The following is a 23,248-nucleotide window of genomic DNA, read 5'->3' as shown; positions in this document are numbered from 1 at the left end:
TCAGAGCCAGAAGATGACGGTGGCGGCGAGCGCGATAGCGGAAAAGAAGACGGTCGGGCATCGATCGTAGCGGGTAGCGACGCGGCGCCAGTCCTTCAGACGACCGAACATAATCTCGATACGGCTCCGGCTTCGGTAGCGGCGCTTGTCATATTTGACGGGGATGATCCGGGATTTTCGCCCCGGAATGCAAGGCGTTATGCCTTTTGCCTGAAGGGCGTCCCTGTACCAGTCTGCGTCATAGCCGCGGTCGCCCAGCATCCACTGTGCCTTGGGTAGATCATCAAGCAGCGCGGCAGCGCCGGTGTAGTCGCTGACCTGGCCCGCGGTCATGAAGAAGCTGAGCGGTCTGCCTTCTGCATCGGTGACGGCGTGCAGCTTCGTATTCATACCGCCTTTGGTGCGACCGATGAGGCGCCCAAGGCCCCCTTTTTAACCCGCAGGCTGGACGCCGTGCGGTGCGCCTTCAGATAGGTCGCGTCGATCATGATCGTCTTCGGCGTGGCGCTCGCGGCCGCCAGTCCTTCCATTATGCGGAGGAAGACACCCCTTTCGCCCCATCGCTTCCACCGGTTGTAGAGCGTCTTGTGTGAGCCATACTCCCGAGGGGCATCGCACCATCGTAGCCCGTTGCGGTTGACGAAAACGATGCCGCTCAACACTCGCCGGTCATCAACCCGTGGCTTGCCGTGGCTCTTGGGAAAATACGGTTCGAGCCGCGCCATCTGCTCGTCGGTCAGCCAGTACAGGTCGCTCATCCTCGGTCTCCTCACGGAGCCCGAATCAGATCGAGCCGCTCAGATCAATGGGTCCTGACCCTATCTGCTCGTCGGTCAGCCAGTACAGGTCGCTCATCCTCGGTCTCCTCACGGAGCCCGAATCAGATCGAGCCGCTCAGATCAATGGGTCCTGACCCTAGCCTTTCGGGTCGGCGGGGTCGCGACGTTGCATCACGGCCGGTTCGCGCCTGATGACCGCCGGCTGCTCGATGCCGGCGTCGAGGCGGCGTTCGGCAAGCAGCGGACGGCGGCGGGGCGGATCCTGGTCGGCACGCAGACGCTGGAACAGTCGCTCGACATCGACGCCGACCTCCTCATTACCGATCTCGCCCCGATGGACGTGCTGCTCCAGCGGATCGGCCGTCTGCACCGGCATCAGCGCACCGATCGCGGCGCGTTTGCGGAGGCGCGGCTCGTCGTCCTGCGGCCGGCGGATCGCGACCTTTCGGCGCTGCTGGGCCGTGTGCGCGAACGATATGGGTTGGGATCGGCGGAGCATCAGGGCAGTCCCTATCCGAACCTGCTGACGCTGGAGGCGACCTTGCGGCTGCTGGAGGACAATTCCGTCGTCACGATCCCGGCCGACAACCGCCGTCTGGTCGAGGGCGCACTGCATCCCGAGGCGCTGGCCGCGATCGCCCGGTCGCTCGGCACCGACTGGCAGAACCACGCCGCCCGCCTGGCCGGCGCGATCTACAGCGACCGCGAAACGGCGCGGAGCCTGTCGCTCGACCTGTCGCTGCCATTCTGCGACCTCATCTTCCCCGATGCCAACGACACCATCGTCACGCGGCTCGGCGGCCGCGACCTGCTCGTCGATCTCGATCCCGCGCCGCGGGGGCCGTTCGGACACGCAGTGGCGCGCATCCATATCCCTTCGTGGATGGCCGGGACGGCGACCGGGGACGGCGCGCCGCTACCCGCCGTTCGGGATGGCGACGTGGTACGGTTCCGCCTCGGCGAACGCGGGTTCCGCTACGATCGCTGGGGTCTGGCGCGATCGGACTGATATCACGGGGATACGCACCGGAAGCGGCGCGTTATGGTGATGGCAATCCACCACTTTTGGCGGCAGGGTGCGTCAGGCCGTGCGGCGGCCGACAGCGGGATCGGACAGCGACATGACGGATACCAGGGACGACACGGTACATTATGGCGGCTCGGCCGGCGGCTGGGGGTCGGTGACCGGCATGGCCAAGGTGTTCAAGCGCGAACTGTCGACGCCCGGCACGCTCGATACGCTGATGCGCCAGAACAAGCCGGAGGGCTATATGTGCGCCTCCTGCGCGTGGGGGAAGCCCGCCAGTCCGCACAGTTTCGAGTTTTGCGAGAACGGCGCGAAGGCGACGATCTGGGATCTGACGCGCGATCGCTGCACGCCCGATTTCTTCCGCGAACACCGGCTGGCCGACCTGCGCGACTGGTCCGATTTCGACCTGGAGATGCAGGGGCGGCTGACCGCGCCGATGCGCTATGACGCCGCCAGCGACCGGTATCTCGAATGTAGCTGGGACGAGGCGTTTTCGGGAATTGCCGCTGCGATGACGCCGCTGGATCCGAAATCGGTGGTCTATTACGCCTCGGGCAAGGCGTCGCTCGAAACCAGCTACCTTTATGCGCTGCTGGCGCGCGCGCACGGCAACAACAACCTGCCCGACAGCTCCAACATGTGCCACGAAACGACATCGGTGGCGATGAAGAAGGTCACCGGATCGCCGGTCGGCACCTGCGTGCTGGAGGATTTCGAGCATTGCGACGCGATTCTGTATTTCGGCCAGAATCCGGGCACGAACAGCCCGCGCTTCCTGCATCCGTTGCAGGATGCGGTGAAGCGCGGCTGCAAGATCATCGTGTTCAACCCGGTCAAGGAGGTCGGGCTGATGCGGTTCGTCGATCCGCAGAACCCGGTGCAGATGCTGACGCAGACGCCGACCCAGCTGGCGCACATGTATCTTCAGGTTCGCCCCGGCGGGGATCTGGCCGCCGTACTGGGTCTGGCCAGGCATGTTCTGGCGCGCGACGACGCGGCGCTGGCGGACGGCCGGCCCAGCGTGCTCGACACCGACTTTCTGGCGCAGCACACCCATGGCTGGGAGGCGTTTCGCGATGAGGTTCGCGCGACCGCGTGGGCGGATATCGAGGATCATTCCGGCCTGACCCGCGCCGATCTGGAGGCGGCGGCCGATGTCTATGTCGCGGCGGAACGGGTGATCGCGGTGTATGGCATGGGCCTGACCCAGCACGTCCACGGGTCGCAGAGCATCCAGATGGTCGTCAACCTGATGCTGATGCGCGGCAACATCGGCCGTCAGGGGGCGGGCATGAATCCGGTGCGCGGCCATTCCAACGTGCAGGGCCAGCGCACCGTGGGCATTTCCGAAAAGCCCGAGCTGGTGCCGCTCGACAGGCTGGCCGAACAGTTCGGGTTCGATCCGCCGCGCGACCAGGGCCTGACCACGGTCGACATGTGCGAGGGGATCAGGGACGGATCGGTCAAGGCGTTCGTCAGCCTGGGCGGCAACCTGGCGCGCGCGGTGCCGGACAGCGCGATGATGGAGGATGCGTGGCGCGCCCTGCCGCTGACCGTGTTCATCGCGACCAAGCTGAACCGCAGCCACATCGTCCACGGCCAGGCGTCGTACCTGCTGCCCTGCCTTGCCCGGCCGGAGGAGGACATGCAGGCCAGTGGGCCGCAGGCGGTGTCGATCGAGGACAGTTTCAGCCATATCAGCGGGTCGTGGGGCAAACGCTCGCCCGCGTCGCCGAAGCTGAAGTCGGAACTGGCGATCGTCGCGGGCATCGCCAAGGCGCTGCTGCCGCCCAATCCGAAGATGCGCTGGGACGACTGGACCGCCGACTATGCGCTGGTGCGGGACGCGATCGCCGAAACATACCCCGATGAGTTTCACGACTATAACGCGCGGATGTGGCAGCCCGGCGGCTTCTATCGCGGCAACGGCGCGCATGACCGCGTGTGGAAGACCGAGAGCGGCAAGGCGGAGTTCACCGTGCCGACCGTGTTGTCGGCGCTTGGCGTCGGTCGTGCCGAGGGGCGTTTTCACCTCATCACCATGCGGTCGAACGATCAGTTCAACACCACGATCTATGGCATGGACGACCGGCTGCGCGGCCTGAGCGGATCGCGCATGATCCTGCTCATCAACCCCGACGACATGAAGCGTCACGGGCTGAGGCAGGGCGATGTCGTCACGCTGGCCGGCGATGCGGGCGACGACGTGCGCCGCGCCGTCGGCGGCTTGACGGTGACGCCGTTCGACCTGCCCGACGGCTGCGTCGGTGGCTATTATCCCGAAATGAACCCGCTGGTTCCGCTGTGGCTGCATGACGAGGCGTCGAAGACCCCGGCATCGAAGGGTGTGCCGGTGCGGATCGAACGGGCGGGCGGCGCGTAGACCCGATCCTCACGCCGCCGGCGCCGCGCATCCGCTTCCCTCTCCCATCGGGAGCGGGGAAAAGCGTCGGGCGGCGATGGAGGACGTAGAGCTGCGTCCGGTCAGCGCCCGCAGGACACCGGCCCGCCGGCATCGGCCTTGACGACGCATTTCGGGCTGCCGGCCACGATCACGCGACCGATGCCGACATTGGTGATGGTCGCGGTATAGCGTGCCGCCACCTTCGTCTCGCCGTTGCCGTCGAGGCGGACGGTCAGGTCGTCGGCCTGCAAACCGGCGGCGTCGATCGAGCCGGGGCCGTTGGTCGACAGCAGGGCAACGCCCGCCCGCCCCGCCAGTGTCAGCCCGCCGGCACCGATCAAGGTCGCGGTCAGCCGGTCGCTGACGATACCGGCCACCGCGATCGTGCCCGATCCCCCGACCGACAGCGCGATGCGCGGCGCGACCATCCGGTTCACGCGCACCCGCGCGCCGGCCAGCACGACGATCGTCGCCAGCGCAGGGGTCGACAGCGTGACCGTCAGCGGCGTCGTCGCGGCCTTGGTCGGTCGCTCGGCCCAGCGGTCGCGCCGTGCGCGCACCACCAGCGTGTTGCCCTCCGCCGCGATATCGACGCGCTCGACCAGATCCCCGTCGCCGCTGACGCTCGCGCGCGGCGAGGCCCCCGTCGTGATCCTTACGTCGAACGGGCCATCGACGCGCACCCGGTCGAAACTGCCGACCGCGAAGCGGCGATCGGCCGCGTTTGCGGGGGCGGCAAGACCAAGAAGGGCGGCGGCGATGATGCGGAACATGGGCGGCAGCGTCGCACTGCCCCCGCCCGGTGGCAAGAGGATCAGCCGCAGCGTACCCGGCCCGATCCGGACTTGCGCGTCTGGCATCTGGCGGCGGCCCCCAGGTCGATGGACCCGGACCCGCTCAGCGACACCGCGGCCGGACCGTCGACGGCGGCGCGGATGCTGCCCGATCCCGACAGGTCGACACGCGCGCGGCCGGCACGCACACCCTCCAGCCGGATCGAGCCGGACCCGCCAAGGCCGAGATCGAGCGCGCCGGCGGTGCCGTTGGCCGTGACCTTGCCAGATCCGTCGATCGACACCCGCGCGGTGTCGACCCGCAACGTATCTATGGTGAGGCTGCCCGATCCGCCGATCGACGCGGACAGCGCGTTGCCCTCGACCCGGTCGACGTGGATGCTGCCGGCCCCGCCGATGTCCGCCTGCGCCAGTCGCGGCATCGTGACGAAGATTTTCGGCGCGCGGCTGCGGGTCCAGTTCGCCATCACGGATCGCCGCTGGTCAATTTTCAGCATCGGGCCGGCGCGCGTGATCTCAAGCCGGTCGATCGCCGCCTGATCGCCCTCGGCCCGCACCGAAAAGCCGGTGCCGGTCCGAACGTCGATCTCGGCCGCACCCTCCAGGTCGATGCCGGTGAAGCCCGACACGGGAAAACTGCGCGACGCCGGCCGGTCGGCGGCCGTCGCGGTCCCCATCGAACAGGCGGCAAGCGGCAGGGCGGCGGCAAGCAGGACACGGCGCATCGAACGATCTCCCAAAGTGTATTGCTTTGGTAATACGCCGTGCCGGTCGGTGCAAATGAAAAGGGCCAGACCAAAAAAGGGGCGGCACCGCGGTACCGCCCCCTTCAGGATCGTTCAAAGGATCGCAGGCGCGGCTCAGGCCGGTGCCTTGTCCTTGTTGTAGATCGCCGCCGAGGCGCGGAGGATATCGAGGATCTTCTCCTGCGCCTTGGGCTCGTCGACCTCTTCCATCGCGGCCAGTTCGCGGGCGAGGCGGCTGGTCGCGGCCTCGAAGATCTGGCGCTCGGAATAGCTCTGCTCGGGCTGGTCGTCGGCACGGAACAGGTCGCGGACCACTTCGGCGATCGACACCAGGTCGCCCGAATTGATCTTCGCCTCATATTCCTGCGCGCGGCGCGACCACATGGTGCGCTTGACCTTGGGCTTGCCCTGCAGCGTTTCCAGCGCCTCGCGCAGCGTCTTTTCCGACGACAGCTTGCGCATGCCGACCGATTCGGCCTTGTTGGTCGGAACGCGCAGGGTCATCCGCTCCTTCTCGAAGCGCAGCACATACAGTTCAAGCTGCATGCCGGCGATCTCCGAGCGTTGCAACTCGATCACACGGCCGACGCCATGCTTGGGATACACCACGTAATCACCGACATCGAAGGACAGTGCCTTGACAGCCATTTGCAAAGGGCCTTTCTGGATCAGATTCCACAAGCGCGTCGTGGCGGCAGGATGCCGCGACGAGGGCAGGCAGGGGAATGATGGATCGAACGTCTCCAGGCGGGCAGCGATGCGTATCGTGCCCGTTGCGATCAGCATAGCATGCCCGCAACAAAATTACCAGCGATCCGGATATAGTTGGATCGGCCACGGCCAGGTATCGCCGCGTGACCGGTGCCGGGTCGACGCGGGTCATGCTGCGGGGTTCAGGCGCGTGGCTCAGGGGTGGGGACCCGGCAACGCCGATGGCGGCATCGCGACCGGTCCGGCCACCACCCGGGCGATGACGGGCGGCTCCACGATTTCACGAGTCACCAGTCGCGGCAGTCGGCGACGACGATGGCGCGCCACCGCCGCCGGGATCAGTCGCCCGCGCCGGGTTCGGGCGAGAAATACTTGTCGTACTTGCCCTCGACGCCCTTGAACTCGTCGGCATCGGGCGGCGTCTGCTGCGCGTTGCGGGTGACGTTGGGCCATTGCGCGGAGAAGGTGGTGTTCAGCTCCAGCCACTTTTCCAAGCCGTTCTCGGTGTCGGGCAGGATCGCCTCGGCCGGACATTCCGGCTCGCACACGCCGCAATCAATGCACTCGGACGGATTGATGACGAGCATGTTCTCGCCTTCATAGAAGCAGTCGACCGGGCAAACCTCGACGCAGTCCATATACTTGCAGCGGATGCACGCGTCGGTGACGACGTAGGTCATTGATACACTCCCGAATCCGGTAAACATGGTGCCGGACGAATCGCGCCCCTGCTATGCGCCAGGGGACACGTCGTCAATCTTGGCGGTCGGCTTGCGATGCGTTCGCAAGGTCGCAGTAGCACGTCCGCGCCTCCGTGCAGGGTCCGCGCCGCGCGGGCAGCGCCTCGATCCGCAGCATCCGGACCGTGCCGTTCAGGGCAAAGGTCAGGACGTTGCCCGGGCGGACCGCGACATGCGCCTTGGCGATCGGCCGGCCGTCGATCCGGAAATGCCCCTGTTCGGCCAGCGCCTGCGCCAGCGGCCGGGTCTTCACCAGCCGCACGAACCACAGGAACCGGTCAAGGCGCATCGCCGTGTCAGCCATGGCCAACCAGTGCGGCAAGGGCCGCGAAGGCGTTGTCGGTGGGCGGCGGGGCGGGGGCCTGTGCCGGGGGACGGCCGCGCCACACCCATTGCGGGGCGTCGGGTGCCTTGCCGACCGGGCGAAATCCCAGTTCGGCCATCAGCCGGTCGAGCGCCACGGGTTCGAGGCCGATCGACACCGCCAGCGCCGGGTCGGGCGCGAAGGGTTTGCGACCGGTTCCCGAACGCGCGTCGTGGGTCGCGCGCGCGATCCGTTCGACCAGGTCGACGCGCACCGCCTGTCGCCCGAGCGGCCGGTATCCGGCGGCCAGCGCCGCGCCGTCGCTGCCACGCGCCAGCACGGTCGCCCCGGCCGGGGGCAGCACCATCGGCGCACCGCGCGACTGGAGCAGTAAGGCGCGCAGGCGGGCCGGTTCGGGCTTCAGCAGCCGGGGATCGAACAGGTCGAGCGCGCCGATCGTGATCCCGGCGCCGCGCAACCGCTTGCGTTCGCCGGCGTCCAGCGCGTCGATCGGTCCGCGCAAGGGGCCGCGCGGCGCAAGGCCACCCGCCGCCTCCAGCGCCCCCGCCACCGCGCGCAGCGCCGGGCTTGCCGCCGGGTCGCGCGCCATGGTGGCAAGACTGCCCAGCACCGGCAGCCGTCGCGCAAGCAGGTCCGCCAGCCATCGGTCGAGCCGCCCGCCGACCCGCGCCCGCGCCGCCTTGTCGAGGCAATCAAGGTCGCGGTGCAGTGCCAGCTTCGGCCGCCCCAGCGACACGCCCGCCGCCAGCGTCGCGACCGGATAGCCGCCCCATTGCAGCGTTCCGTCATCGGCCAGCGTCAACGCGGCGTGTTCGGCCGCCGCCAGCGCCTCGGCGCGGCGCAGCCGTTCGGGGCTGAGCCGCTTTTCCGCCGCCGCCAGCAACAGGCGCTTGTCAGTCGCGCGCGCATCGGCGGCGACCGCGAAGCGGAACCCCTCCAGCCGGCCGATCGGATGGTCGTCGACCATCACCTCGCCCTCCGGCCCGATCGTGACCGGCATGGCCGACGGGTCCGCGCCGATCTGGCGCATCAGCGCGGTGGTGCGCTTGTCGACGAACCGCTGCGTCAGGCTGGCGTGCAGCGCGTCGGACAGCCGCTCCTCGATCGCGCGCGTCCGCTCCGCCCAGTGCGCCGGTTCGGCCAGCCAGTTGGGGCGGTTGGCGATATAGGCCCAGCTGCGCGTCGCGGCGATCCGGCCCGCCAGCGTCTCGACATCGCCCGCCACCTGGTCGAGCCGCGCGATCTCGTCGGCGAACCACTGGTGCGGCACATGTCCGCGCCCCTCGCTCAGATGGCCGAACAGCCGCGAGACGAAGCGGGCATGCGGATCGAGGCCCACCTTGCGGAAATCGGGCAGGCCGCAGGCTGCCCACAACCGCGCGACCATCGACGGGTGGCGTGCCCTGTCGCGGACCCAGCCCTCCTCGGCCAGCCGCTTGAGCACGCCAAGGTCGATCGCCTGTGGTGCGGCGCGCAGGACGCCGGGCGGGGGCCGCGTCTCAAGGCTGGCGATCAGCGCGTCGATGCTCGACAGATCCGGCTGTCCCTCGCGCCAGTAGAGATGGTCGAGCCGGGGGAAGCGGTGTTCCTCGATCGCCAGCACTTCCTCCGGCGTGAACGCGCCCGGTCCCTCGTCGGACAGCGCACCGAACGTGCCGTCGCGCTGGTGGCGGCCGGCGCGCCCGGCGATCTGCGCCATTTCGGCCACCGTCAGCCGGCGGCTGCGGCGGCCGTCGAACTTGTTCAGCGACGCGAACGCCATGTGCGTCACGTCCATGTTCAGCCCCATGCCGATCGCGTCGGTGGCGACCAGATAGTCGACCTCGCCCGCCTGGAACATCGCGACCTGCGCGTTGCGGGTGCGCGGCGACAGCGCGCCCATCACCACCGCCGCACCACCGCGCAGGCGGCGCAGCATTTCTGCGACGGCGTAGACCTCCTCTGCGCTGAACGCGACGATGGCGGAGCGTTTCGGCAGGCGGCTGATCTTCTTGGCACCCGCATAGGACAGCGTCGAGAAACGCGGCCGCCCGACGATGTCGGCGTCCTTCACCAGACTGGCGATCATCGGCCGCAGCGCCTCCGACCCCAGGATCATCGTTTCCTCGCGACCGCGCGCGCGCAGCAGCCGGTCGGTGAAGACATGGCCGCGTTCCGGGTCCGCGCCCAGCTGCGCCTCGTCCAGCCCGACAAAGGCGAGGTCGCGGTCCATTGGCATGCTTTCGGCGGTGCACAGGAACCAGCGCGCGTCGGCGGGGACGATCTTTTCCTCGCCGGTGATGAGCGCGACCCGGTTCGCCCCCTTGATCGCCACGACCCGGTCATAGACCTCGCGCGCCAGCAACCGCAGCGGAAAGCCGATCATGCCGCTGGAATGCGCGCACATCCGCTCGACCGCGAGGTGCGTCTTGCCGGTGTTGGTCGGACCCAGGACCGCGGTGACGCCTGATGAGCTGCCGTTCATGGGACCAACATCGGACGCGGCGGGCCTCCGCGCAATCCCGCACCCCGCTGATTTGTCGCGGCAAACCGGCGGCCTTGCGCGGTCGAACCCGTAGCCGGCACATCCCGTCGTTGTCGGTGCCGACCGCGCGGCGGGTTAATTTGACTTTAGCATGTCGTCTTCACAACGCAGGGGACATTCGGAGCCTGCGTCAGGGCTGCCGGGATCAGGGACGTTTTCGACCAGTGTATTTTCGCGCGGAACAGGGATTCGATCTGGCCGGCGGCACGGGTGTGCGGCATTTCGGCCGCGCGGCCATGCCCGTTGCCGCGCCCATGTCGACGCCGACGCCGACGCACCGCATCCGCGACCGGGCGGCGGCGATCGACTGGGTGCCCGATCTGGGCGCGCGGGTCGGGTCGCGCGACTGGTGGCGCGGCGCGGTTACCTGCACGGCGTTGCTGGCGGCGACCTGGTTCGCGTCGCCCGGCCTCGACCGGCCGATCATCGGCGCGGCGCCCGCGGCGCTGGCTGGCGCCGAATGGGACGAGACGCGCGCGCAGGGAATCGCGCCGCTGGCGTGGGGCGGCGGCACCGGGCGGCGGATGGCGGCCAATGATCTGGTCGCGCCGCTGGCGCAGGCCCCCGAACGCCCGACCCTGTCGCTCAGCGCGACCCTGGGCGATGGCGACAGTTTCGACCGGATGCTGGAACGGGCAGGGGTCGGACGCACCGATGCCGAGATGGCCGCGCGATTGCTGGCACAGGCGGTGCCGCTGTCTTCCCTGAGTGCCGGCACGCGGATCGCGCTGACGCTGGGCAGGCGTCCCGACCGCACCGTTGCCCGCCCGCTCGACGCGCTGGCGATGCGTGCGCGCTTCGACCTGAACGTCGCGATGGCGCGGGTCGATGGCCGCCTCACGCTCGATCGCCGGCCGATCGCCGTCGACACCACGCCGCTGCGGATCCAGGGGCTGGTCGGCGCCAGCCTGTACCGCTCTGCGCGCGCCGCCGGGGCACCGGCCAGGGTCGTCGAATCCTACATCAAGGCGATGGCCACCCGGCTGTCGATCGGCCGCGACGTCCACCCCGCCGACAGTTTCGACATGATCGTCGAGCATGCCCGCGCGGCGACCGGCGAGACGCGGACCGGTGACCTGCTGTTTGCCGGTATCGACCAGGGCGCGCGTCGCACCCAGCTGGTCCGGTGGGGATCGGGCGGCGGCGCGCCGGCCGACCAGTGGTTCGACGCGCGCGGACAGGCGGAGCGGCGCGATGCCCCCGGCTGGCCGGTGGCGGGGCGGATCACCTCACCCTACGGCCCGCGCATGCATCCGCTGCTGCGGTTCGTGCGGATGCACAAGGGGATCGACATCGCCGCGCCCTATGGCACGCCGATTCGCGCGGTGGTGGACGGCGTCGTCAGCTTCGCCGGGCGCAATGCCGGGTACGGCAATTTCGTGAAACTGACCCACGGCGGCGGCCTGGTCAGCGGCTATGGTCACATGAGCCGGTTCGCGGTCAGCCCCGGCCAGCGTGTCACGCAGGGGCAGGTGATCGGCTATATCGGCTCCACCGGCCTGTCGACCGGCCCGCACCTGCATTGGGAGGTGTGGCGCGGCGGCATCGCGATCAACCCGCGCGCGGCCGGCTTCGCCAGCACCACGCGGCTGTCCGACGCGTCGATGCGCGCGTTCAAGGCGCGGGTCGCGACGCTGCTGGCGATCCGTCCGGGCCGGTCAGAGCTAACCTCGCGTTAACCAGTGATCGCCGATAGTCCGCATGGGGGCCAAGGGTTTAGCCCAAGGGATTCGTCATGACACGATCGTTCAGACTATACGCCACGACCGCCGGCATGGTGCTGCTGGCCGGCTGCTCGGGCCAGCCGACACCGCCTGCGCTGGTAATCGCACCGCCGCGTCCGGCACCGGTTCCGGTCCTGGTCGCACAGATGCCCAAGGGCGCGTCGCCGACCACCATCATCCCCACGCCGTTCGCCGACGGCAGCTATCCGACCCCCAACCGCGTGCTGACGCAGGCGGCGACCATCTGGCATCTGCGGGTTGGGCTGAACGTCGCCGCGCTGGCGTGCCGCGGGCCGCAGGAGGCGGCGATCGTTGCCGGCTACAACGCGCTGCTGACGACGCACAAGGCCGCGCTGGTGACGGCCGAGGCGACCTATGCCGCCGAATATCGCAAGGCCGGCGGCGACTGGCGCGACCGGTATGACGACGCGATGACCCGGCTGTACAATTTCTTCTCGCAGTCGACCGCGCGCGACGAGTTCTGCGCCGCCGCCGGGGCCGTGCTGGCCGAGGCGCAGGCGGTGCCCGCCGCCGACCTGACCGGCTTTGCCCAGACCCGGCTGGTCCGCCTCGACCGGCCGTTCACCGATTTCTACCGCGCGGTCGACGTCTGGCGTGGTCGTGCCACGGCCCGCCCGGCGGTGGCCTATGCCCAGAACGGCTATGGTCAGAACGGTTACGGCCAGACGGGATACGCGCCGCGGCCCGTGGCGGCACGGCCGAACGTACAGGTATCGGTGCCCGTCCCGGCGGCGATCCCGCGCCTGTCGGTTGACCAGTCGGTGCTCGGGGGGCGCTGAGACCTGAGACGCGCGTGACGCAACCGGCAGGGCTTCCCCCGCCCGGCCGGTTAGGTTAACAGCCTCGTCATGACGCAGCCTGGCCTGGACCGGCCGACCGAAGGCCGTTTCGAGAACCGCGAGCACCGATTCCCGGTCCGCGTGTATTTCGAGGATACCGACCTGTCGGGCGTCGTCTATCACGCCAATTATCTGCGCTACATGGAGCGCGCGCGCTCCGACATGTTGCGTGTCGGCGGGATCGACCAGCGCGCCGCGCAGGAGGCGGGCGAGGGGGCCTATGCGGTCGTCGACTTGCGCATCCGCTATGCCGCGCCCGCGCGGCTGGACGACGCGCTGCTCGTCACCTCGCGGTTGACGCAACTGCGCGCGGCCAGCGTCGTCATTCATCAGACAGTCATGCGCGACACGCTTGTGTTGGCGGACGCGGTTGTCACGGTGGCGTTCGTTTCGCCCACCGGCCGGCCGCGGCGTCAGCCGTCCGCATGGACCGACATTTTCCAGCGTCTCGTCTGGCAAGGGGACACCGAATACCCATGACTCCCGTCATTAATACCGATGCCGCGACCCTGTCGCCGATCGCCCTGTTCCTGCACGCCGACACCATCGGCAAGGCGGTCATCATCGGCCTGTTGCTCGCCAGCATCTGGACCTGGGCGATCATTTACAGTTTCTGGCGCAAGCTGGGCCGTACCCGCAAGGAGATGGCGGCGTTCGAGCGCGATTTCTGGAAGGCGGAGGATATCGACGCGTTCCACCGGCTGCACGGTGAAAGCACGCTGCCGACCGCCCGCGTCTTCGCGGTCGGCGTTGGCGAGTGGCGGCGCTCGACCGCCGGCACCGGCATCGACAAGGCGGGCACGCGCGAGCGGCTGGGCACCGCGATGGGCGCGGCCGTCGCGCACGAAATCGACCAACTGTCGGACCGGCTGAACGTGCTGGCGACGGTCGGCTCGGTCGCGCCGTTCGTCGGCCTGTTCGGCACCGTCTGGGGCATCATGCGCAGCTTCACCGCGATCGCGGCCGAACAGAACACCTCGCTCGCCGTCGTCGCGCCGGGTATCGCCGAGGCGCTGTTCGCCACCGCGATCGGCCTGTTCGCGGCCATCCCGGCGGTCATCGCCTACAATCGTTTCGGCCATGGCATCAACCGGATCGAGGCGAGCCTGAACCGCTTCGCCGACGGGTTCCACACCACCCTGTCGCGCCAGCTCGACACGGCGCGCTGACCCCGTGGCGATGAACCTTCCCTCGGGGCGCGGGCGGGGTCGCAAGGCCCCGATGGCCGACATCAACGTGACGCCGCTGGTCGACGTGATGCTGGTGCTGCTCATCATCTTCATGGTCACCGCGCCGCTGCTGACCGCCGGCGTGCCGGTGAAACTGCCCGACGCGCGCGCCAAGGCGCTGGAGCAGGACCAGAAGCCGGTGTCGTTGTCGATCGACGCGACGGGCAAGCTGTTCGTCGGCGAGGAGGAAGTCAGTGAGGCGGCGTTGCCGGCGCGGCTGGAGCAGATCGCGTCGCAGAAGGTGGGCGTGGAAACGCCGCAGATCTTCCTGCGCGCGGACCGGTCGCTCGATTACGGGCGCGTGATGCGGGTGATGGGCGAGCTGAACCGTGCGGGCTTGAACCGCGTCGCGCTGCTGACGGTGGGCGACGAGAGCCGGTGAGCATCCGTTGATGGACCGCAGCGAGAAAGCCGGCCTGGCCGTCGCGGTCGCGGGCCATGCGTTGCTGTTCGGCATCCTGTCACTTGGCCTGCTGACTGCGCCAGAGGTGAAAAAGATCGAACAGCGTCCGATCGAGGTCTCGCTGGCCGAGGACGTTGCGCTGGACACGGCCGCGCCACAGGCCGAGACGCCGCCCGCCGAATCCGTCGCCCCCGATCAGGGCGCGCCCGAGGATGCCGCCCCGCCCGCCGAGGCCGAGCCGGAGCCTGCCCCGGAACCCGACCCCGCGCCGGCCCCGCCGCCACCCCAGCCGAAGCCCGAACCGCGTCCGGCTCCACCCAAGCCGCAGCCGAAACCGGTGCCGGTCCCCAAGCCTGCGCCGGCGCCCAAGCCGGTCCCGCAGCCAAAGTCGCAACCGCGCAAGGCAACGCCTGCGCCGGAAAAGGCCGCACCGGCCAAACCGACACCTGCCAAGCCTGCACCGGCCAAGGCCCCACCGACGCGCACCGCCGCCACCGGCGCGAAGCCGACCCCGGCCAAGGCCGCCGGCAAGCCCGCGCCCGCCAAACCCGCCGCGACCGCCAAGGGCGCCGGCCGCAGCGAAACCGCGACCGCCGCGCGCCCACGCGGCAACCGGCTGGGCGACGATTTCCTGAAAGGCCTGTCGGACACGCCGAGCAAGAGCAAGTCGGAGACCCCGAAGGCGACGAAAATCGACGGCAAGGCGATGGCCGGCATCGTTGCGGCGATCGCGCGCCAGATCCAGCCCTGCGCCGATCGTCAGGTCAATCCGGGGCCGGGCGCGAACCAGATCGTCACCACGCTGAACCTGCGCTTCAACGCCGACGGCACGCTGTCGGCCACGCCGAAGGTTGTACGCCAGAGCGGTGTCGACGACGAGAATGGCCGCTATGCCCAACGTGTGGTAGATCTGGGCATCGCCGCGCTGAAGGGCTGTTCGCCGCTTCGGCTGCCGGCCGACTATTATTCGACGCCAAGTGGTGGGTGGAACAACATCAACTATCGTTGGCAGCTTCGTTGAGGATGCGCATGACTTTCACACTTCGGATCGCGGGCTTGGCGGCCCTGTTGCTTGGGACCGCCGCCGTCGCGCAGACGGTGCCCGACCCCGTGCTGACGCAGCAGGACCAGCCACAGGCGACCGGTGCGACACAGACCCAGGCTCCGCTGGAAGTGTCGGTGACGGGCGGCGTCAACGAACCGATGACGATCGCGATTCCGGCGATGCCGACATCGGCGGTCGTGCAGACCCCGGCCGGCTCCACCGACGCGCTCGGGCGGCAGCTGGCCGACATCGTGTCGAACGACCTGCGCAATTCCGGGCTGTTCAAGCCGCGCACCGCCGCGGAACTGCGGATGCCGGGCTTTGCGGAGGTAACCGCGCCGTCTTACGACTATTGGGGCGGAACCGGCGCACAGGCGCTGGTCCAGGGCTTCGTCCGCGCGAACGGCGACGGTACGCTGACGGTCGGCTGCTACCTGTACGACGTGTTTTCCAAGATCGAACTGACGCGGCAGGGCTTCGTCGTGTCGCCGTCCGACTGGCGGCGGGCAGGGCATAAATGCGCCGACATGGTCTATACAAGGCTGACCGGCGAGGGCGCGTATTTCGACAGTCGCGTCGTCTATGTCTCGGAAACCGGCCCCAAGGGGCGGCGGATCAAGCGGCTGGCGATCATGGATCAGGACGGTGCGAACAGCCGGTTCCTGACCAACGGCCAGTCGATCGTGCTGACCCCGCGCTTCGCGCCGAACCAGCAGTCGATCGTGTACATGAGCTACCTCAACAACAGGCCGGCGATCTATGTCTACGACATCGGCACGGGCAAGCAGCGGCTGGTCGTGCAGAACGCGTCGCTGAACTTCGCGCCGCGCTTCTCACCCGACGGCCGCAACATCCTGTTCTCGATGGCGCAGGGCGGCAACACTGATATCTACCGCGTGTCGAGCCAGGGCGGCACGCCGCAGCGGCTGACCAGTTCGCCCGGCATCGACACCGGCGGCAGCTATTCGCCGGACGGCTCCAGAATCGTGTTCGAGAGCGACCGGTCGGGCGGGCAGCAGATCTATACGATGAACGCCGACGGATCGAACCAGCAGCGGATCAGCTTTGGCGGCGGGCGCTACGGCACGCCGGTCTGGAGCCCGCGCGGCGACCTGATCGCCTTCACCAAGCTGGGCGGCAGCTTCCGCATCGGCATCATGAGCCCGACCGGCGGCGGCGAAAAGCTGTTGACCGACGGCGCGCAGGACGAAGGCCCCAGCTGGTCGCCCAACGGCCGCGTCGTTACCTTCTACCGCTCCGGCGGCGGCAGTGCCGGCAAGGCGCAATTGTGGCTGGTCGACCTGACCGGGGTCAACGAACGCCGCATCCCGACCCCGCTCGACGGGTCCGACCCGGCCTGGGGTCCATTGCGACCATAAATACGCTATAGCGACTTTGAGTTTCGGGGGCGAAACGACCATCCACGGGAGACTTCACATGGCCAATCTCACCACCAAGCTCATCATCGCGACCGCGCTGTTCGCCACCGCCGGGTGCGCCAAGAAGCGCCCGGCCGTCCTGCCGCCCGCACCCGTCGACACCACGGCAGGCGGGCTGGACCAGAATGGCGGCGGCCAGACCGGCGGCGACGTCGGCGGTGCGGTCGTTCCCGGCTCGAACGCGGACTTCACCCGTTCGGTCAGCAGCAACACGATCAACTTCGGCCTCGACCAGATCGACGTGGACGCGACCGCGCGCGCGATTCTCGACAGCCAGGCGGCGTGGCTCGCCCGCTATCCCAATGTCCGCATCACGATCGAGGGGCATTGCGACGAGCGTGGCACGCGCGAATACAATCTCGCGTTGGGCGACCGTCGCGCCAACGCGGCCAAGAACTATCTGGCCGCGCGTGGCGTCTCGCCCGACCGCATGTCGACGATCAGCTATGGCTCGGAGCGTCCGGTCGCGGTCGGATCGGACGAGGGCAGCTGGGCGCAGAACCGCCGCGCGGTGACCATCGTCCTGAGCTGACCCGGTGTCACCCCGGCAAACGCCGGGATGACGGGCTGAAATGGAAACGGCCTTTCGCTCACCCGAGCGGGAGGCCGTTTTCGTTTCGCTTGCGAGTCCCCTCAATGTGATATAAAAGTGATATCACATTAAACGGAGGGTGGCATGGTCGAGTCGGTACGCGGGGCAGCGTTGCAGCATTCGGTGGAGCGGCGGGCGGCGACCGCCAGCGGCTATACGATGCTAATCGGCATCGTCGCGCTGGCGGGGCTGGCGCTGATGATCGTCATCGGCCTTGCCAACGACCGGTTGCCGCCGATCATGACGCTGGCGGCGATCGCCTGCGTCGCGGGCGCGGTGTTCATCGCCGCGGGCTTCTACATGCTGCAGCCGAACCAGGCGGCGGCGGTGACCCTGTTCGGCAGCTACGCCGGCACCGACCGCAATCCCGGCCTGCGCTGGGTTCTGCCCTGGCTGATGCGTCGGAAGATCGCGGTGCGCGCGAACAACGTCATTTCCGACAAGATCAAGGTCAACGACCTGCGCGGCAACCCGATCGAGATGGCGGCGCAGGTCGTCTGGCGCGTCACCGACACCGCGCAGGCGCTGTTCGACGTCGAGGATTACAAGGCGTTCGTCATGGTCCAGATCGAGGCGGCGGTCCGCACCATCGGCTCGCGCTACCCCTATGACGATTTCGAGCATCAGGAGGTGACGCTGCGGGGGCATCACGATCAGGTCGGGGTCGAACTGCGCGCCGAACTGATCGCGCGGCTGTCGGTCGCGGGGATCACGGTGGACGAATGCGGCTTCACCCATCTGGCCTATGCGCAGGAGATCGCCGGTGCGATGCTGCGGCGGCAACAGGCGCAGGCGGTGGTGGCGGCGCGGACGACGCTGGTCGAGGGCGCGGTCGGCATGGTCCAGCTGGCGCTGGAGCAACTGTCCGCCAAGAACGTCGTCGAACTGGACGACGAACGCCGCGCGGCGATGGTGTCGAACCTGATGGTCGTGCTGTGCGGCGACCGCGATGCGCAACCGGTCGTCAACGCCGGTTCGCTGTACCAGTAAGGCCGAAGGATTGGCGTCCCCCCCGCGCAAGAGCTTTCCGCTGCGTCTTGACCCCGCTTTGTACGCGGCGATCGAGCGGGCGGCGGCGACCGACCTGCGCAGCGTGAACGCGCAGGTCGAATGTCTGCTGCGTGAGGCGCTTGGCCGGCGGGGCGTCAAGGTGAAGCTGTCCGAACCGGCCCGACGCGGCCGACCGCCCAAGGAGACGGATGATGAGGAATAACGCATGGTTCCGCCCCAAACGCTTCGGCTGGGGCATGACGCCGGTGACGTGGCAGGGCTGGGCACTGACCATCGGCGGGGTGATCGCGGTGATCGCCCTGATGCGGTCGTCGCTGCCCGGCTGGGTGCGCGGCGGTGGCGCGATGCTGATGCTGGCGGCGATGATCGCGATTGCGGCGAAGCGGACGGAGGGGCGCCTGCGCTGGCGCTGGGGTGGTGACTGAGGGGGCTACCCTCTACCACACCCCGACCTCCGCCGGGGTGGTCATCAACGGCGATGGGTCGGTACCCATTGCGGGTAAAAGATCACCCGCGCAGAACCCCCGCTTTCGTCGCCGCCGCGATCCACGCCGCATATTCATTCGCCATCAGGTCGAAGAACGCTTCGTCACTGGGATCATCAGGGTCGGTCACCGCGAAGAAATCCGCATTGTCGACCACGCGCCCGGGCATGTCGTCCAGATAGGCGAGGAAGTCGAACCCCCGCGGCAGCGCCCGGCCTTTCGGCGCAACCCCCTTGGGCATCGGCCCGATCGCCATGAACTTCCAGAAGATGCCTTCGGCCGCCGCCTCCTGGATCTGGCGTTCGGCCAGCGGACGGTTCTCGGTACCGCCATCGGTCACGACCATCACATAGACGGGCACCGTGCCGAAATCGGCGTCGACCGCCGCCGTCTCGCGCACCAGCCGCATCGCCCGGCCGTAATCGGTCGACCCCCAGATGTCGCGCCGGGCCATCACCTCGGCAGCGGTTCCGGCGTAGGTCGCGGCGGTGATCGGCGCGATCATCCGCGCGGCGTTGTCGAACAGCACGCAGGATATGTCGCCGTCATCGTCCAGATTCAGCGCATAGGCCATGCACCGCTGGATCAGCCGGTCGACCGCGCCGGACCGGAACAGCCCGCGCATCGACCCCGACACGTCGAGCACCAGCCAGAACTTCGCCGCGCGCGTATCGGCACCCGTCTTGGCAAGGCTGACCGCCGCCGTCTTGGTCAGGTCGACCAGCCTGGCGTCGGTCTTGCCCAGATCGACCAGCTTGCGCGCCAGCGCCTGCTTGCGCAGGTCGACACGCGGCGGCGGAGCAGGGGCCCCCTCCGCGACCTCGATCCCGTAGGATCGCGCCAGCGGTGCGAGGCCGCCGGCAAATCCCTGGCCGATCGCGCGCAGTTTCCACGCCCCGGCCCGGCGGTACAGTTCGCCGACGATGATCGCCGCCTCGGGCTGGCCATCGGTTGCGTGGCGATAGGACGGGCCGTCGGCGATGCTGAGCGTGATCGCACCCAGTGCCGCCGCCGCACCGCCATCGACCACCACGCAGAGCGCGATCCGGTCGATCGCCGCCGGCACCGCGTCGGTGCGCACCGTGAAGCGGCCACCGGCCTTGTCGAACCGGACCGATTCATCCGCATCGGCGGCGTTGCCGTAAAACAGCATGTCGGCATCGCCGCGCACCCGGCCATCGGCGGTCAGCAGATAGGCGGACAGGTCGACGTCCAGTCCCGTCGGCATCTGGTCGCAGCCTATCGTAGCGACGATCACATCACCCGTCACTGGCGCATTGGCACCCCTGGTCAGTTCCATCGTCATTCCCCCGTCCGCGCCGATCCTACCCCAACGCGCGATCGAGCAGTCTGGCCAGCCGCAGCCCGCCCTTCTTCACCTCGTCACGCGCCACCGGCACCAGTTTCGCGATCGTCGCGTCGTCCAGCTTCATCCGGGCGGGCGTCGGCGCGCAGGGGTCGCCGCCCATTGCGCTGGTGTAAGTCACGTCGTGTGCGACCTTCCAGCTGTCGCGGCTCCAGTCGGTGACGCTGCCAGCCGCTATCCGTGTTCGCTCGGCGGCGGGATAGCGGCGGACGAGGGATGGCGGGGTCGAGATCGCGCGTTCGGCCAGCAATCCGTCCCAGATGCTGTGCAGGTTCAGCCGGGGCGGGCCATAGGCACCGTAGTCCGCCTTGGCATCGTTGCCGCCCTTGTCCGCCTTGTCGCCCGCGTGCAGCGGCTGGTGCAGGTCCCCGACGAAATGGATCAGGAACGCCAGCGCGCGCACCCGGTCGGCCTTCGGCGTCGTGCGGTCCTTCAGCAACCGGACATCGCGCTCGATCTGCGCCGACACGCAATTCCCGTCCTTGCACGCGGGCACCAGGTCGAACGGCTGGCAGATGTTCACGTTCTGATAGTGCCACGAATAGGCATAGCCGAAGCGCGACTGGCCGTTCGCATCCTTGAGCGGCTTGACGCAGTCGGCCCAGACGCTGGCCTGCTCGATCGTGCCCGCCGGACACTCCGGCGTCTCCAGCAGCGCCTGCTGCGCCAGCAGCCGGCGGATCGCGGTGCGGGTCGCGGGTCGGACATTGGCCATGGCGATCTTCGCCACCGTCTCATGCCCATATTCCCAATAGGCGGTGGCAGGCGCGGTGGCGACAAGCGCGAGCAGCGCGGCGAACAGGATACGCAGACGGGTCATGACCGCTGTCTTACTTGGGCTTGGCTCGCTTTCCAACGTCCCTCATTCGTCGCCATAGATCGCGACCGTCCGCACACCTGCCGACGTCGCCAGCCCCCGGTTCATCCCCGGCGTCGTCAGCTGCCAGACCGGCTCGCCGCCTGCACCGACGACGATCACCCCGCCGACTCCGCCCAGCGCCTTCACCTCCGCCAGTACACCCCGCGCGGCGTCTGCGACCGACGCACCGGCCAGCCGCACCCGCGCCGCGATCTCATGCCCCACGCCCACGCGCAGGAAATATTCGCCGGACCCCGTGCACGATACCGCGCACGCCCGGTCGTCGGCGAAGGTACCGGCACCGATCACCGGCGAATCGCCGATCCGGCCCCAGCGCTTGCCGGTGACGCCGCCAGTCGAGGTCGCCGCCGCCAGATGGCCGTGAACGTCGCGCGCCACCGCGCCGACCGTGCCGTATTTCATGTCGACATCGAACGAATCGCCGCCGCTCGCCATCAGTTCGTCCCACTGGCGGCGGCGTTCCGGCACCGCGAACCAGTCGGATGCCGCCTGCTCCAGTCCCTGTTGCCGCGAGAACGCATCCGCGCCCGCGCCGGACAGGAACACGTGGCGGCTGTCGGTCATCACCGCGCGCGCCAGGCTGACCGGATGGCGGGTCGTGGCGGTGCCCGCCACCGCGCCCGCGTTCCGGTCGCGACCGTCCATGATCGCGGCGTCATGCTCGATCCCGCCGGCATGGGTGAAGGTCGCGCCGCGCCCGGCGTTGAAGTGCGGATCGTCCTCCAGCACGCGCACCGCCGCCTCGACCGCGTCGATCGCCGCACCGCCGCCCGCCAGCACCGCCGCCCCGGCCTCCAGCGCCGCTGCCAGCCCCGCCCGTGCGCCCGCATCCTGATCCGGCGTCAGCGTGTCGCGGGTCAGCGTGCCCGCGCCGCCATGGATGACCAGCGTCCAGCGAGGATCAGGTGGGGACGGCATGGGACACTCCGGGAAGAAATGGGACGTATGCCCTGTATCAGAGCCTTGCGGGCGCGCCACGGGCTTCCGGTGGATACCGAAAATCGGTATAGGCCACCCCATGTCCATTCGACCCTGGCGCGACATCGTCCGCCGCCCGAGCCGCCAGATCATGGTCGGCAATGTCCCCGTCGGCGGCGACGCGCCCGTCACCGTGCAGACGATGACCAACACCCCCACCGCCGACGCGGTGGCGACGATCGACCAGATCCGCCGCTGCGAGGATGCGGGCGTCGACATCATCCGCGTCAGCTGCCCCGACGTCGAATCGACCGCGCAGCTTGGCAAGATCGTCCGCGCCGCGCGCGTGCCGATCGTCGCCGACATCCATTTCCACTACAAACGTGCGCTGGAGGCTGCCGACGCGGGGGCTGCCTGCCTGCGGATCAACCCGGGCAATATCGGATCGAACGAGCGCGTGGGCGAGGTCGTCAGGGCGGCCAAGGCCAATGGCTGCGCGATCCGCATCGGCGTGAATGGCGGGTCGCTGGAACGGCATCTGCTCGAAAAATATGGCGAGCCATGCCCCGATGCGCTGGTCGAATCGGCGATGGACCATATCAAGCTGTTGCAGGACCACGACTTCCACGAGTTCAAGGTCGCGGTGAAGGCGTCCGACCTGTTCCTCGCGGTCGCGGCGTACCAGCAGCTCGCCGAACAGGTCGACTGCCCCTTGCACCTTGGCATTACCGAGGCGGGCGGCTTCGTCGGCGGCACCGTCAAGTCGGCGATCGGGATGGGCAGCCTGCTGTGGTACGGCATCGGCGACACCATCCGCGTCTCGCTGTCGGCCGAACCGGAGGAGGAGGTCCGCGTCGGCTTCGAGATCCTGAAGGCGCTCGGCATCCGCAATCGCGGTGTGCGCGTCGTGTCCTGCCCGTCCTGCGCGCGGCAGGGGTTCGACGTGATCCGCACCGTGCAGGCGCTGGAGGAGCGGTTGCAGCATATCCGCACGCCGATGTCGCTGTCGGTGCTGGGCTGCGTCGTCAACGGCCCCGGCGAGGCGCGCGAAACCGATATCGGCCTGACCGGCGGCGGCAACGGCAAGCACATGGTCTACCTCTCCGGCGTCACCGACCATCACGTCCAGGACGAGGGCATGGTCGACCACATCGTCAGGCTGGTCGAGGCGAAGGCCGCCGAGATCGAGGCAGCGGACACGGCCCGGGCGATGGCGGCGGCGTAGGTCTTGTGATAGGTCATG

General features: G+C 68.8%; 24 protein-coding genes. 14 read left to right on the top strand and 10 right to left on the bottom strand.

The window, feature by feature from the left end; genetic code table 11:
• A protein-coding gene (locus tag ASE75_RS15050; RefSeq protein ID WP_156340103.1) for an IS5 family transposase occupies positions 1–758 on the bottom strand; the annotation gives its coding sequence in 2 pieces (ribosomal slippage) (positions 1–434 and positions 434–758; 759 coding nt in all).
• A 187-nt stretch (positions 759–945) separates the two neighbouring features.
• On the opposite strand from ASE75_RS15050, the gene ASE75_RS04155 reads away from it, so the two are divergent.
• Together ASE75_RS04155 and ASE75_RS04150 are read left to right on the top strand one after the other, a co-directional pair.
• On the top strand, positions 946–1,788 hold the full coding sequence (locus ASE75_RS04155) for a hypothetical protein (RefSeq protein WP_055929042.1): 843 nt from the start codon (positions 946–948) through the stop codon (positions 1,786–1,788).
• A gap of 112 nt (positions 1,789–1,900) precedes the next feature.
• Positions 1,901–4,192 carry an FdhF/YdeP family oxidoreductase gene (locus ASE75_RS04150; RefSeq protein WP_055929486.1) on the top strand — a complete coding sequence of 764 codons (2,292 nt, stop codon included), beginning with the start codon at positions 1,901–1,903 and terminating at the stop codon, positions 4,190–4,192.
• Positions 4,193–4,293: 101 nt separating this feature from the next.
• Here the strand turns inward: ASE75_RS04150 and ASE75_RS04145 are convergent, their stop codons facing one another.
• The 6 genes from ASE75_RS04145 to ASE75_RS04120 form a co-directional block, all read right to left on the bottom strand.
• Positions 4,294–4,986, bottom strand: a complete 693-nt coding sequence (locus ASE75_RS04145) for a head GIN domain-containing protein (protein WP_055929484.1) — start codon at positions 4,984–4,986, stop codon at positions 4,294–4,296.
• 41 nt (positions 4,987–5,027) lie between these two features.
• A complete protein-coding gene (locus ASE75_RS04140) occupies positions 5,028–5,732 on the bottom strand; it encodes a head GIN domain-containing protein (RefSeq protein ID WP_055929039.1) in 705 nt (234 codons plus the stop codon).
• Between the two features lie 135 nt (positions 5,733–5,867).
• Complete coding sequence (locus ASE75_RS04135) at positions 5,868–6,401, bottom strand: CarD family transcriptional regulator (protein WP_055929481.1); 534 nt, start codon at positions 6,399–6,401, stop codon at positions 5,868–5,870.
• A 401-nt stretch (positions 6,402–6,802) separates the two neighbouring features.
• A complete protein-coding gene (fdxA, locus tag ASE75_RS04130; protein ID WP_055929035.1) occupies positions 6,803–7,144 on the bottom strand; it encodes a ferredoxin FdxA in 342 nt (113 codons plus the stop codon).
• Positions 7,145–7,217: 73 nt separating this feature from the next.
• The gene (locus ASE75_RS04125; protein ID WP_055929034.1) at positions 7,218–7,508 is read right to left on the bottom strand and encodes an RNA-binding S4 domain-containing protein; all 291 of its coding nucleotides are present in this window, start codon (positions 7,506–7,508) and stop codon (positions 7,218–7,220) included.
• Positions 7,501–9,993, bottom strand: a complete 2,493-nt coding sequence (locus tag ASE75_RS04120; RefSeq protein ID WP_055929031.1) for a helicase-related protein — start codon at positions 9,991–9,993, stop codon at positions 7,501–7,503. Before ASE75_RS04120 ends, ASE75_RS04125 begins: the two co-directional genes overlap by 8 nt.
• 224 nt (positions 9,994–10,217) lie before the next feature.
• Between ASE75_RS04120 and ASE75_RS04115 the strand changes: the two genes are divergently transcribed.
• The 11 genes from ASE75_RS04115 (at position 10,218) to ASE75_RS04065 (ending at position 18,781) form a co-directional block, all read left to right on the top strand.
• Positions 10,218–11,732 (top strand): M23 family metallopeptidase, encoded by a 1,515-nt coding sequence (locus ASE75_RS04115; protein WP_055929029.1) that lies wholly within the window; start codon positions 10,218–10,220, stop codon positions 11,730–11,732.
• 56 nt (positions 11,733–11,788) lie between these two features.
• Positions 11,789–12,577, top strand: coding sequence for a hypothetical protein (locus ASE75_RS04110; protein ID WP_156340101.1), 789 nt, complete (start codon positions 11,789–11,791; stop codon positions 12,575–12,577).
• A gap of 69 nt (positions 12,578–12,646) precedes the next feature.
• On the top strand, positions 12,647–13,117 hold the full coding sequence (locus ASE75_RS04105; protein ID WP_055929023.1) for a YbgC/FadM family acyl-CoA thioesterase: 471 nt from the start codon (positions 12,647–12,649) through the stop codon (positions 13,115–13,117).
• Complete coding sequence (tolQ, locus tag ASE75_RS04100; RefSeq protein ID WP_055929020.1) at positions 13,114–13,806, top strand: protein TolQ; 693 nt, start codon at positions 13,114–13,116, stop codon at positions 13,804–13,806. The genes ASE75_RS04105 and tolQ overlap by 4 nt, the downstream gene beginning before the upstream one ends.
• Before the next feature lie 4 nt (positions 13,807–13,810).
• A complete protein-coding gene (gene tolR, locus ASE75_RS04095; RefSeq protein ID WP_055929017.1) occupies positions 13,811–14,248 on the top strand; it encodes a protein TolR in 438 nt (145 codons plus the stop codon).
• Between the two features lie 10 nt (positions 14,249–14,258).
• Positions 14,259–15,290 (top strand): hypothetical protein, encoded by a 1,032-nt coding sequence (locus tag ASE75_RS04090; protein WP_055929014.1) that lies wholly within the window; start codon positions 14,259–14,261, stop codon positions 15,288–15,290.
• A 2-nt stretch (positions 15,291–15,292) separates the two neighbouring features.
• On the top strand, positions 15,293–16,693 hold the full coding sequence (gene tolB / locus ASE75_RS04085) for a Tol-Pal system beta propeller repeat protein TolB (RefSeq protein ID WP_082463779.1): 1,401 nt from the start codon (positions 15,293–15,295) through the stop codon (positions 16,691–16,693).
• Between the two features lie 58 nt (positions 16,694–16,751).
• Positions 16,752–17,285, top strand: a complete 534-nt coding sequence (pal, locus tag ASE75_RS04080; RefSeq protein ID WP_055929011.1) for a peptidoglycan-associated lipoprotein Pal — start codon at positions 16,752–16,754, stop codon at positions 17,283–17,285.
• A 144-nt stretch (positions 17,286–17,429) separates the two neighbouring features.
• Positions 17,430–18,335, top strand: a complete 906-nt coding sequence (locus ASE75_RS04075) for an SPFH domain-containing protein (protein WP_055929008.1) — start codon at positions 17,430–17,432, stop codon at positions 18,333–18,335.
• Positions 18,336–18,345: 10 nt separating this feature from the next.
• The gene (locus ASE75_RS04070; RefSeq protein ID WP_055929005.1) at positions 18,346–18,558 is read left to right on the top strand and encodes a hypothetical protein; all 213 of its coding nucleotides are present in this window, start codon (positions 18,346–18,348) and stop codon (positions 18,556–18,558) included.
• Positions 18,548–18,781 (top strand): hypothetical protein, encoded by a 234-nt coding sequence (locus tag ASE75_RS04065; protein WP_082463778.1) that lies wholly within the window; start codon positions 18,548–18,550, stop codon positions 18,779–18,781. Before ASE75_RS04070 ends, ASE75_RS04065 begins: the two co-directional genes overlap by 11 nt.
• A gap of 82 nt (positions 18,782–18,863) precedes the next feature.
• Here the strand turns inward: ASE75_RS04065 and ASE75_RS04060 are convergent, their stop codons facing one another.
• From ASE75_RS04060 to ASE75_RS04050, 3 genes are read right to left on the bottom strand one after another with little or no spacing between them, the layout of a single operon-like run.
• Positions 18,864–20,147 (bottom strand): VWA domain-containing protein, encoded by a 1,284-nt coding sequence (locus ASE75_RS04060; RefSeq protein WP_055929000.1) that lies wholly within the window; start codon positions 20,145–20,147, stop codon positions 18,864–18,866.
• A gap of 19 nt (positions 20,148–20,166) precedes the next feature.
• Entirely contained in the window at positions 20,167–21,027 is an 861-nt protein-coding gene (locus ASE75_RS04055; RefSeq protein WP_055928997.1) for a S1/P1 nuclease, read from the bottom strand.
• Positions 21,028–21,069: 42 nt separating this feature from the next.
• Positions 21,070–22,005 (bottom strand): isoaspartyl peptidase/L-asparaginase family protein, encoded by a 936-nt coding sequence (locus ASE75_RS04050; protein ID WP_055928994.1) that lies wholly within the window; start codon positions 22,003–22,005, stop codon positions 21,070–21,072.
• A 100-nt stretch (positions 22,006–22,105) separates the two neighbouring features.
• Here ASE75_RS04050 and ispG point away from each other — a divergent pair, with 100 nt between their 5' ends.
• Positions 22,106–23,230 carry a flavodoxin-dependent (E)-4-hydroxy-3-methylbut-2-enyl-diphosphate synthase gene (ispG, locus tag ASE75_RS04045; protein WP_055928991.1) on the top strand — a complete coding sequence of 375 codons (1,125 nt, stop codon included), beginning with the start codon at positions 22,106–22,108 and terminating at the stop codon, positions 23,228–23,230.
• The last annotated feature ends 18 nt before the right edge of the window (positions 23,231–23,248 follow it).

Origin of the sequence: Sphingomonas sp. Leaf17 (assembly GCF_001421505.1) — a bacterium.
Classification (GTDB): Bacteria; Pseudomonadota; Alphaproteobacteria; order Sphingomonadales; family Sphingomonadaceae; genus Sphingomonas.
This window is presented reverse-complemented; position numbering and strand designations above follow the sequence as displayed.

What these genes read in the sequence shown, in the direction of transcription:
- ASE75_RS04150 (WP_055929486.1), top strand. Translation starts at nt 1,901, where the DNA reads ATGACGGATACCAGGGACGACACGGTACATTATGGCGGCTCGGCCGGC.
- ASE75_RS04145 (WP_055929484.1), bottom strand. Translation starts at nt 4,986, where the DNA reads ATGTTCCGCATCATCGCCGCCGCCCTTCTTGGTCTTGCCGCCCCCGCA.
- ASE75_RS04140 (WP_055929039.1), bottom strand. Translation starts at nt 5,732, where the DNA reads ATGCGCCGTGTCCTGCTTGCCGCCGCCCTGCCGCTTGCCGCCTGTTCG.
- ASE75_RS04135 (WP_055929481.1), bottom strand. Translation starts at nt 6,401, where the DNA reads ATGGCTGTCAAGGCACTGTCCTTCGATGTCGGTGATTACGTGGTGTAT.
- fdxA (WP_055929035.1), bottom strand. Translation starts at nt 7,144, where the DNA reads ATGACCTACGTCGTCACCGACGCGTGCATCCGCTGCAAGTATATGGAC.
- ASE75_RS04125 (WP_055929034.1), bottom strand. Translation starts at nt 7,508, where the DNA reads ATGGCTGACACGGCGATGCGCCTTGACCGGTTCCTGTGGTTCGTGCGG.
- ASE75_RS04120 (WP_055929031.1), bottom strand. Translation starts at nt 9,993, where the DNA reads ATGAACGGCAGCTCATCAGGCGTCACCGCGGTCCTGGGTCCGACCAAC.
- ASE75_RS04110 (WP_156340101.1), top strand. Translation starts at nt 11,789, where the DNA reads ATGACACGATCGTTCAGACTATACGCCACGACCGCCGGCATGGTGCTG.
- ASE75_RS04105 (WP_055929023.1), top strand. Translation starts at nt 12,647, where the DNA reads ATGACGCAGCCTGGCCTGGACCGGCCGACCGAAGGCCGTTTCGAGAAC.
- tolQ (WP_055929020.1), top strand. Translation starts at nt 13,114, where the DNA reads ATGACTCCCGTCATTAATACCGATGCCGCGACCCTGTCGCCGATCGCC.
- ASE75_RS04090 (WP_055929014.1), top strand. Translation starts at nt 14,259, where the DNA reads ATGGACCGCAGCGAGAAAGCCGGCCTGGCCGTCGCGGTCGCGGGCCAT.
- tolB (WP_082463779.1), top strand. Translation starts at nt 15,293, where the DNA reads ATGCGCATGACTTTCACACTTCGGATCGCGGGCTTGGCGGCCCTGTTG.
- pal (WP_055929011.1), top strand. Translation starts at nt 16,752, where the DNA reads ATGGCCAATCTCACCACCAAGCTCATCATCGCGACCGCGCTGTTCGCC.
- ASE75_RS04075 (WP_055929008.1), top strand. Translation starts at nt 17,430, where the DNA reads ATGGTCGAGTCGGTACGCGGGGCAGCGTTGCAGCATTCGGTGGAGCGG.
- ASE75_RS04065 (WP_082463778.1), top strand. Translation starts at nt 18,548, where the DNA reads ATGAGGAATAACGCATGGTTCCGCCCCAAACGCTTCGGCTGGGGCATG.
- ASE75_RS04060 (WP_055929000.1), bottom strand. Translation starts at nt 20,147, where the DNA reads ATGACGATGGAACTGACCAGGGGTGCCAATGCGCCAGTGACGGGTGAT.
- ASE75_RS04055 (WP_055928997.1), bottom strand. Translation starts at nt 21,027, where the DNA reads ATGACCCGTCTGCGTATCCTGTTCGCCGCGCTGCTCGCGCTTGTCGCC.
- ASE75_RS04050 (WP_055928994.1), bottom strand. Translation starts at nt 22,005, where the DNA reads ATGCCGTCCCCACCTGATCCTCGCTGGACGCTGGTCATCCATGGCGGC.
- ispG (WP_055928991.1), top strand. Translation starts at nt 22,106, where the DNA reads ATGTCCATTCGACCCTGGCGCGACATCGTCCGCCGCCCGAGCCGCCAG.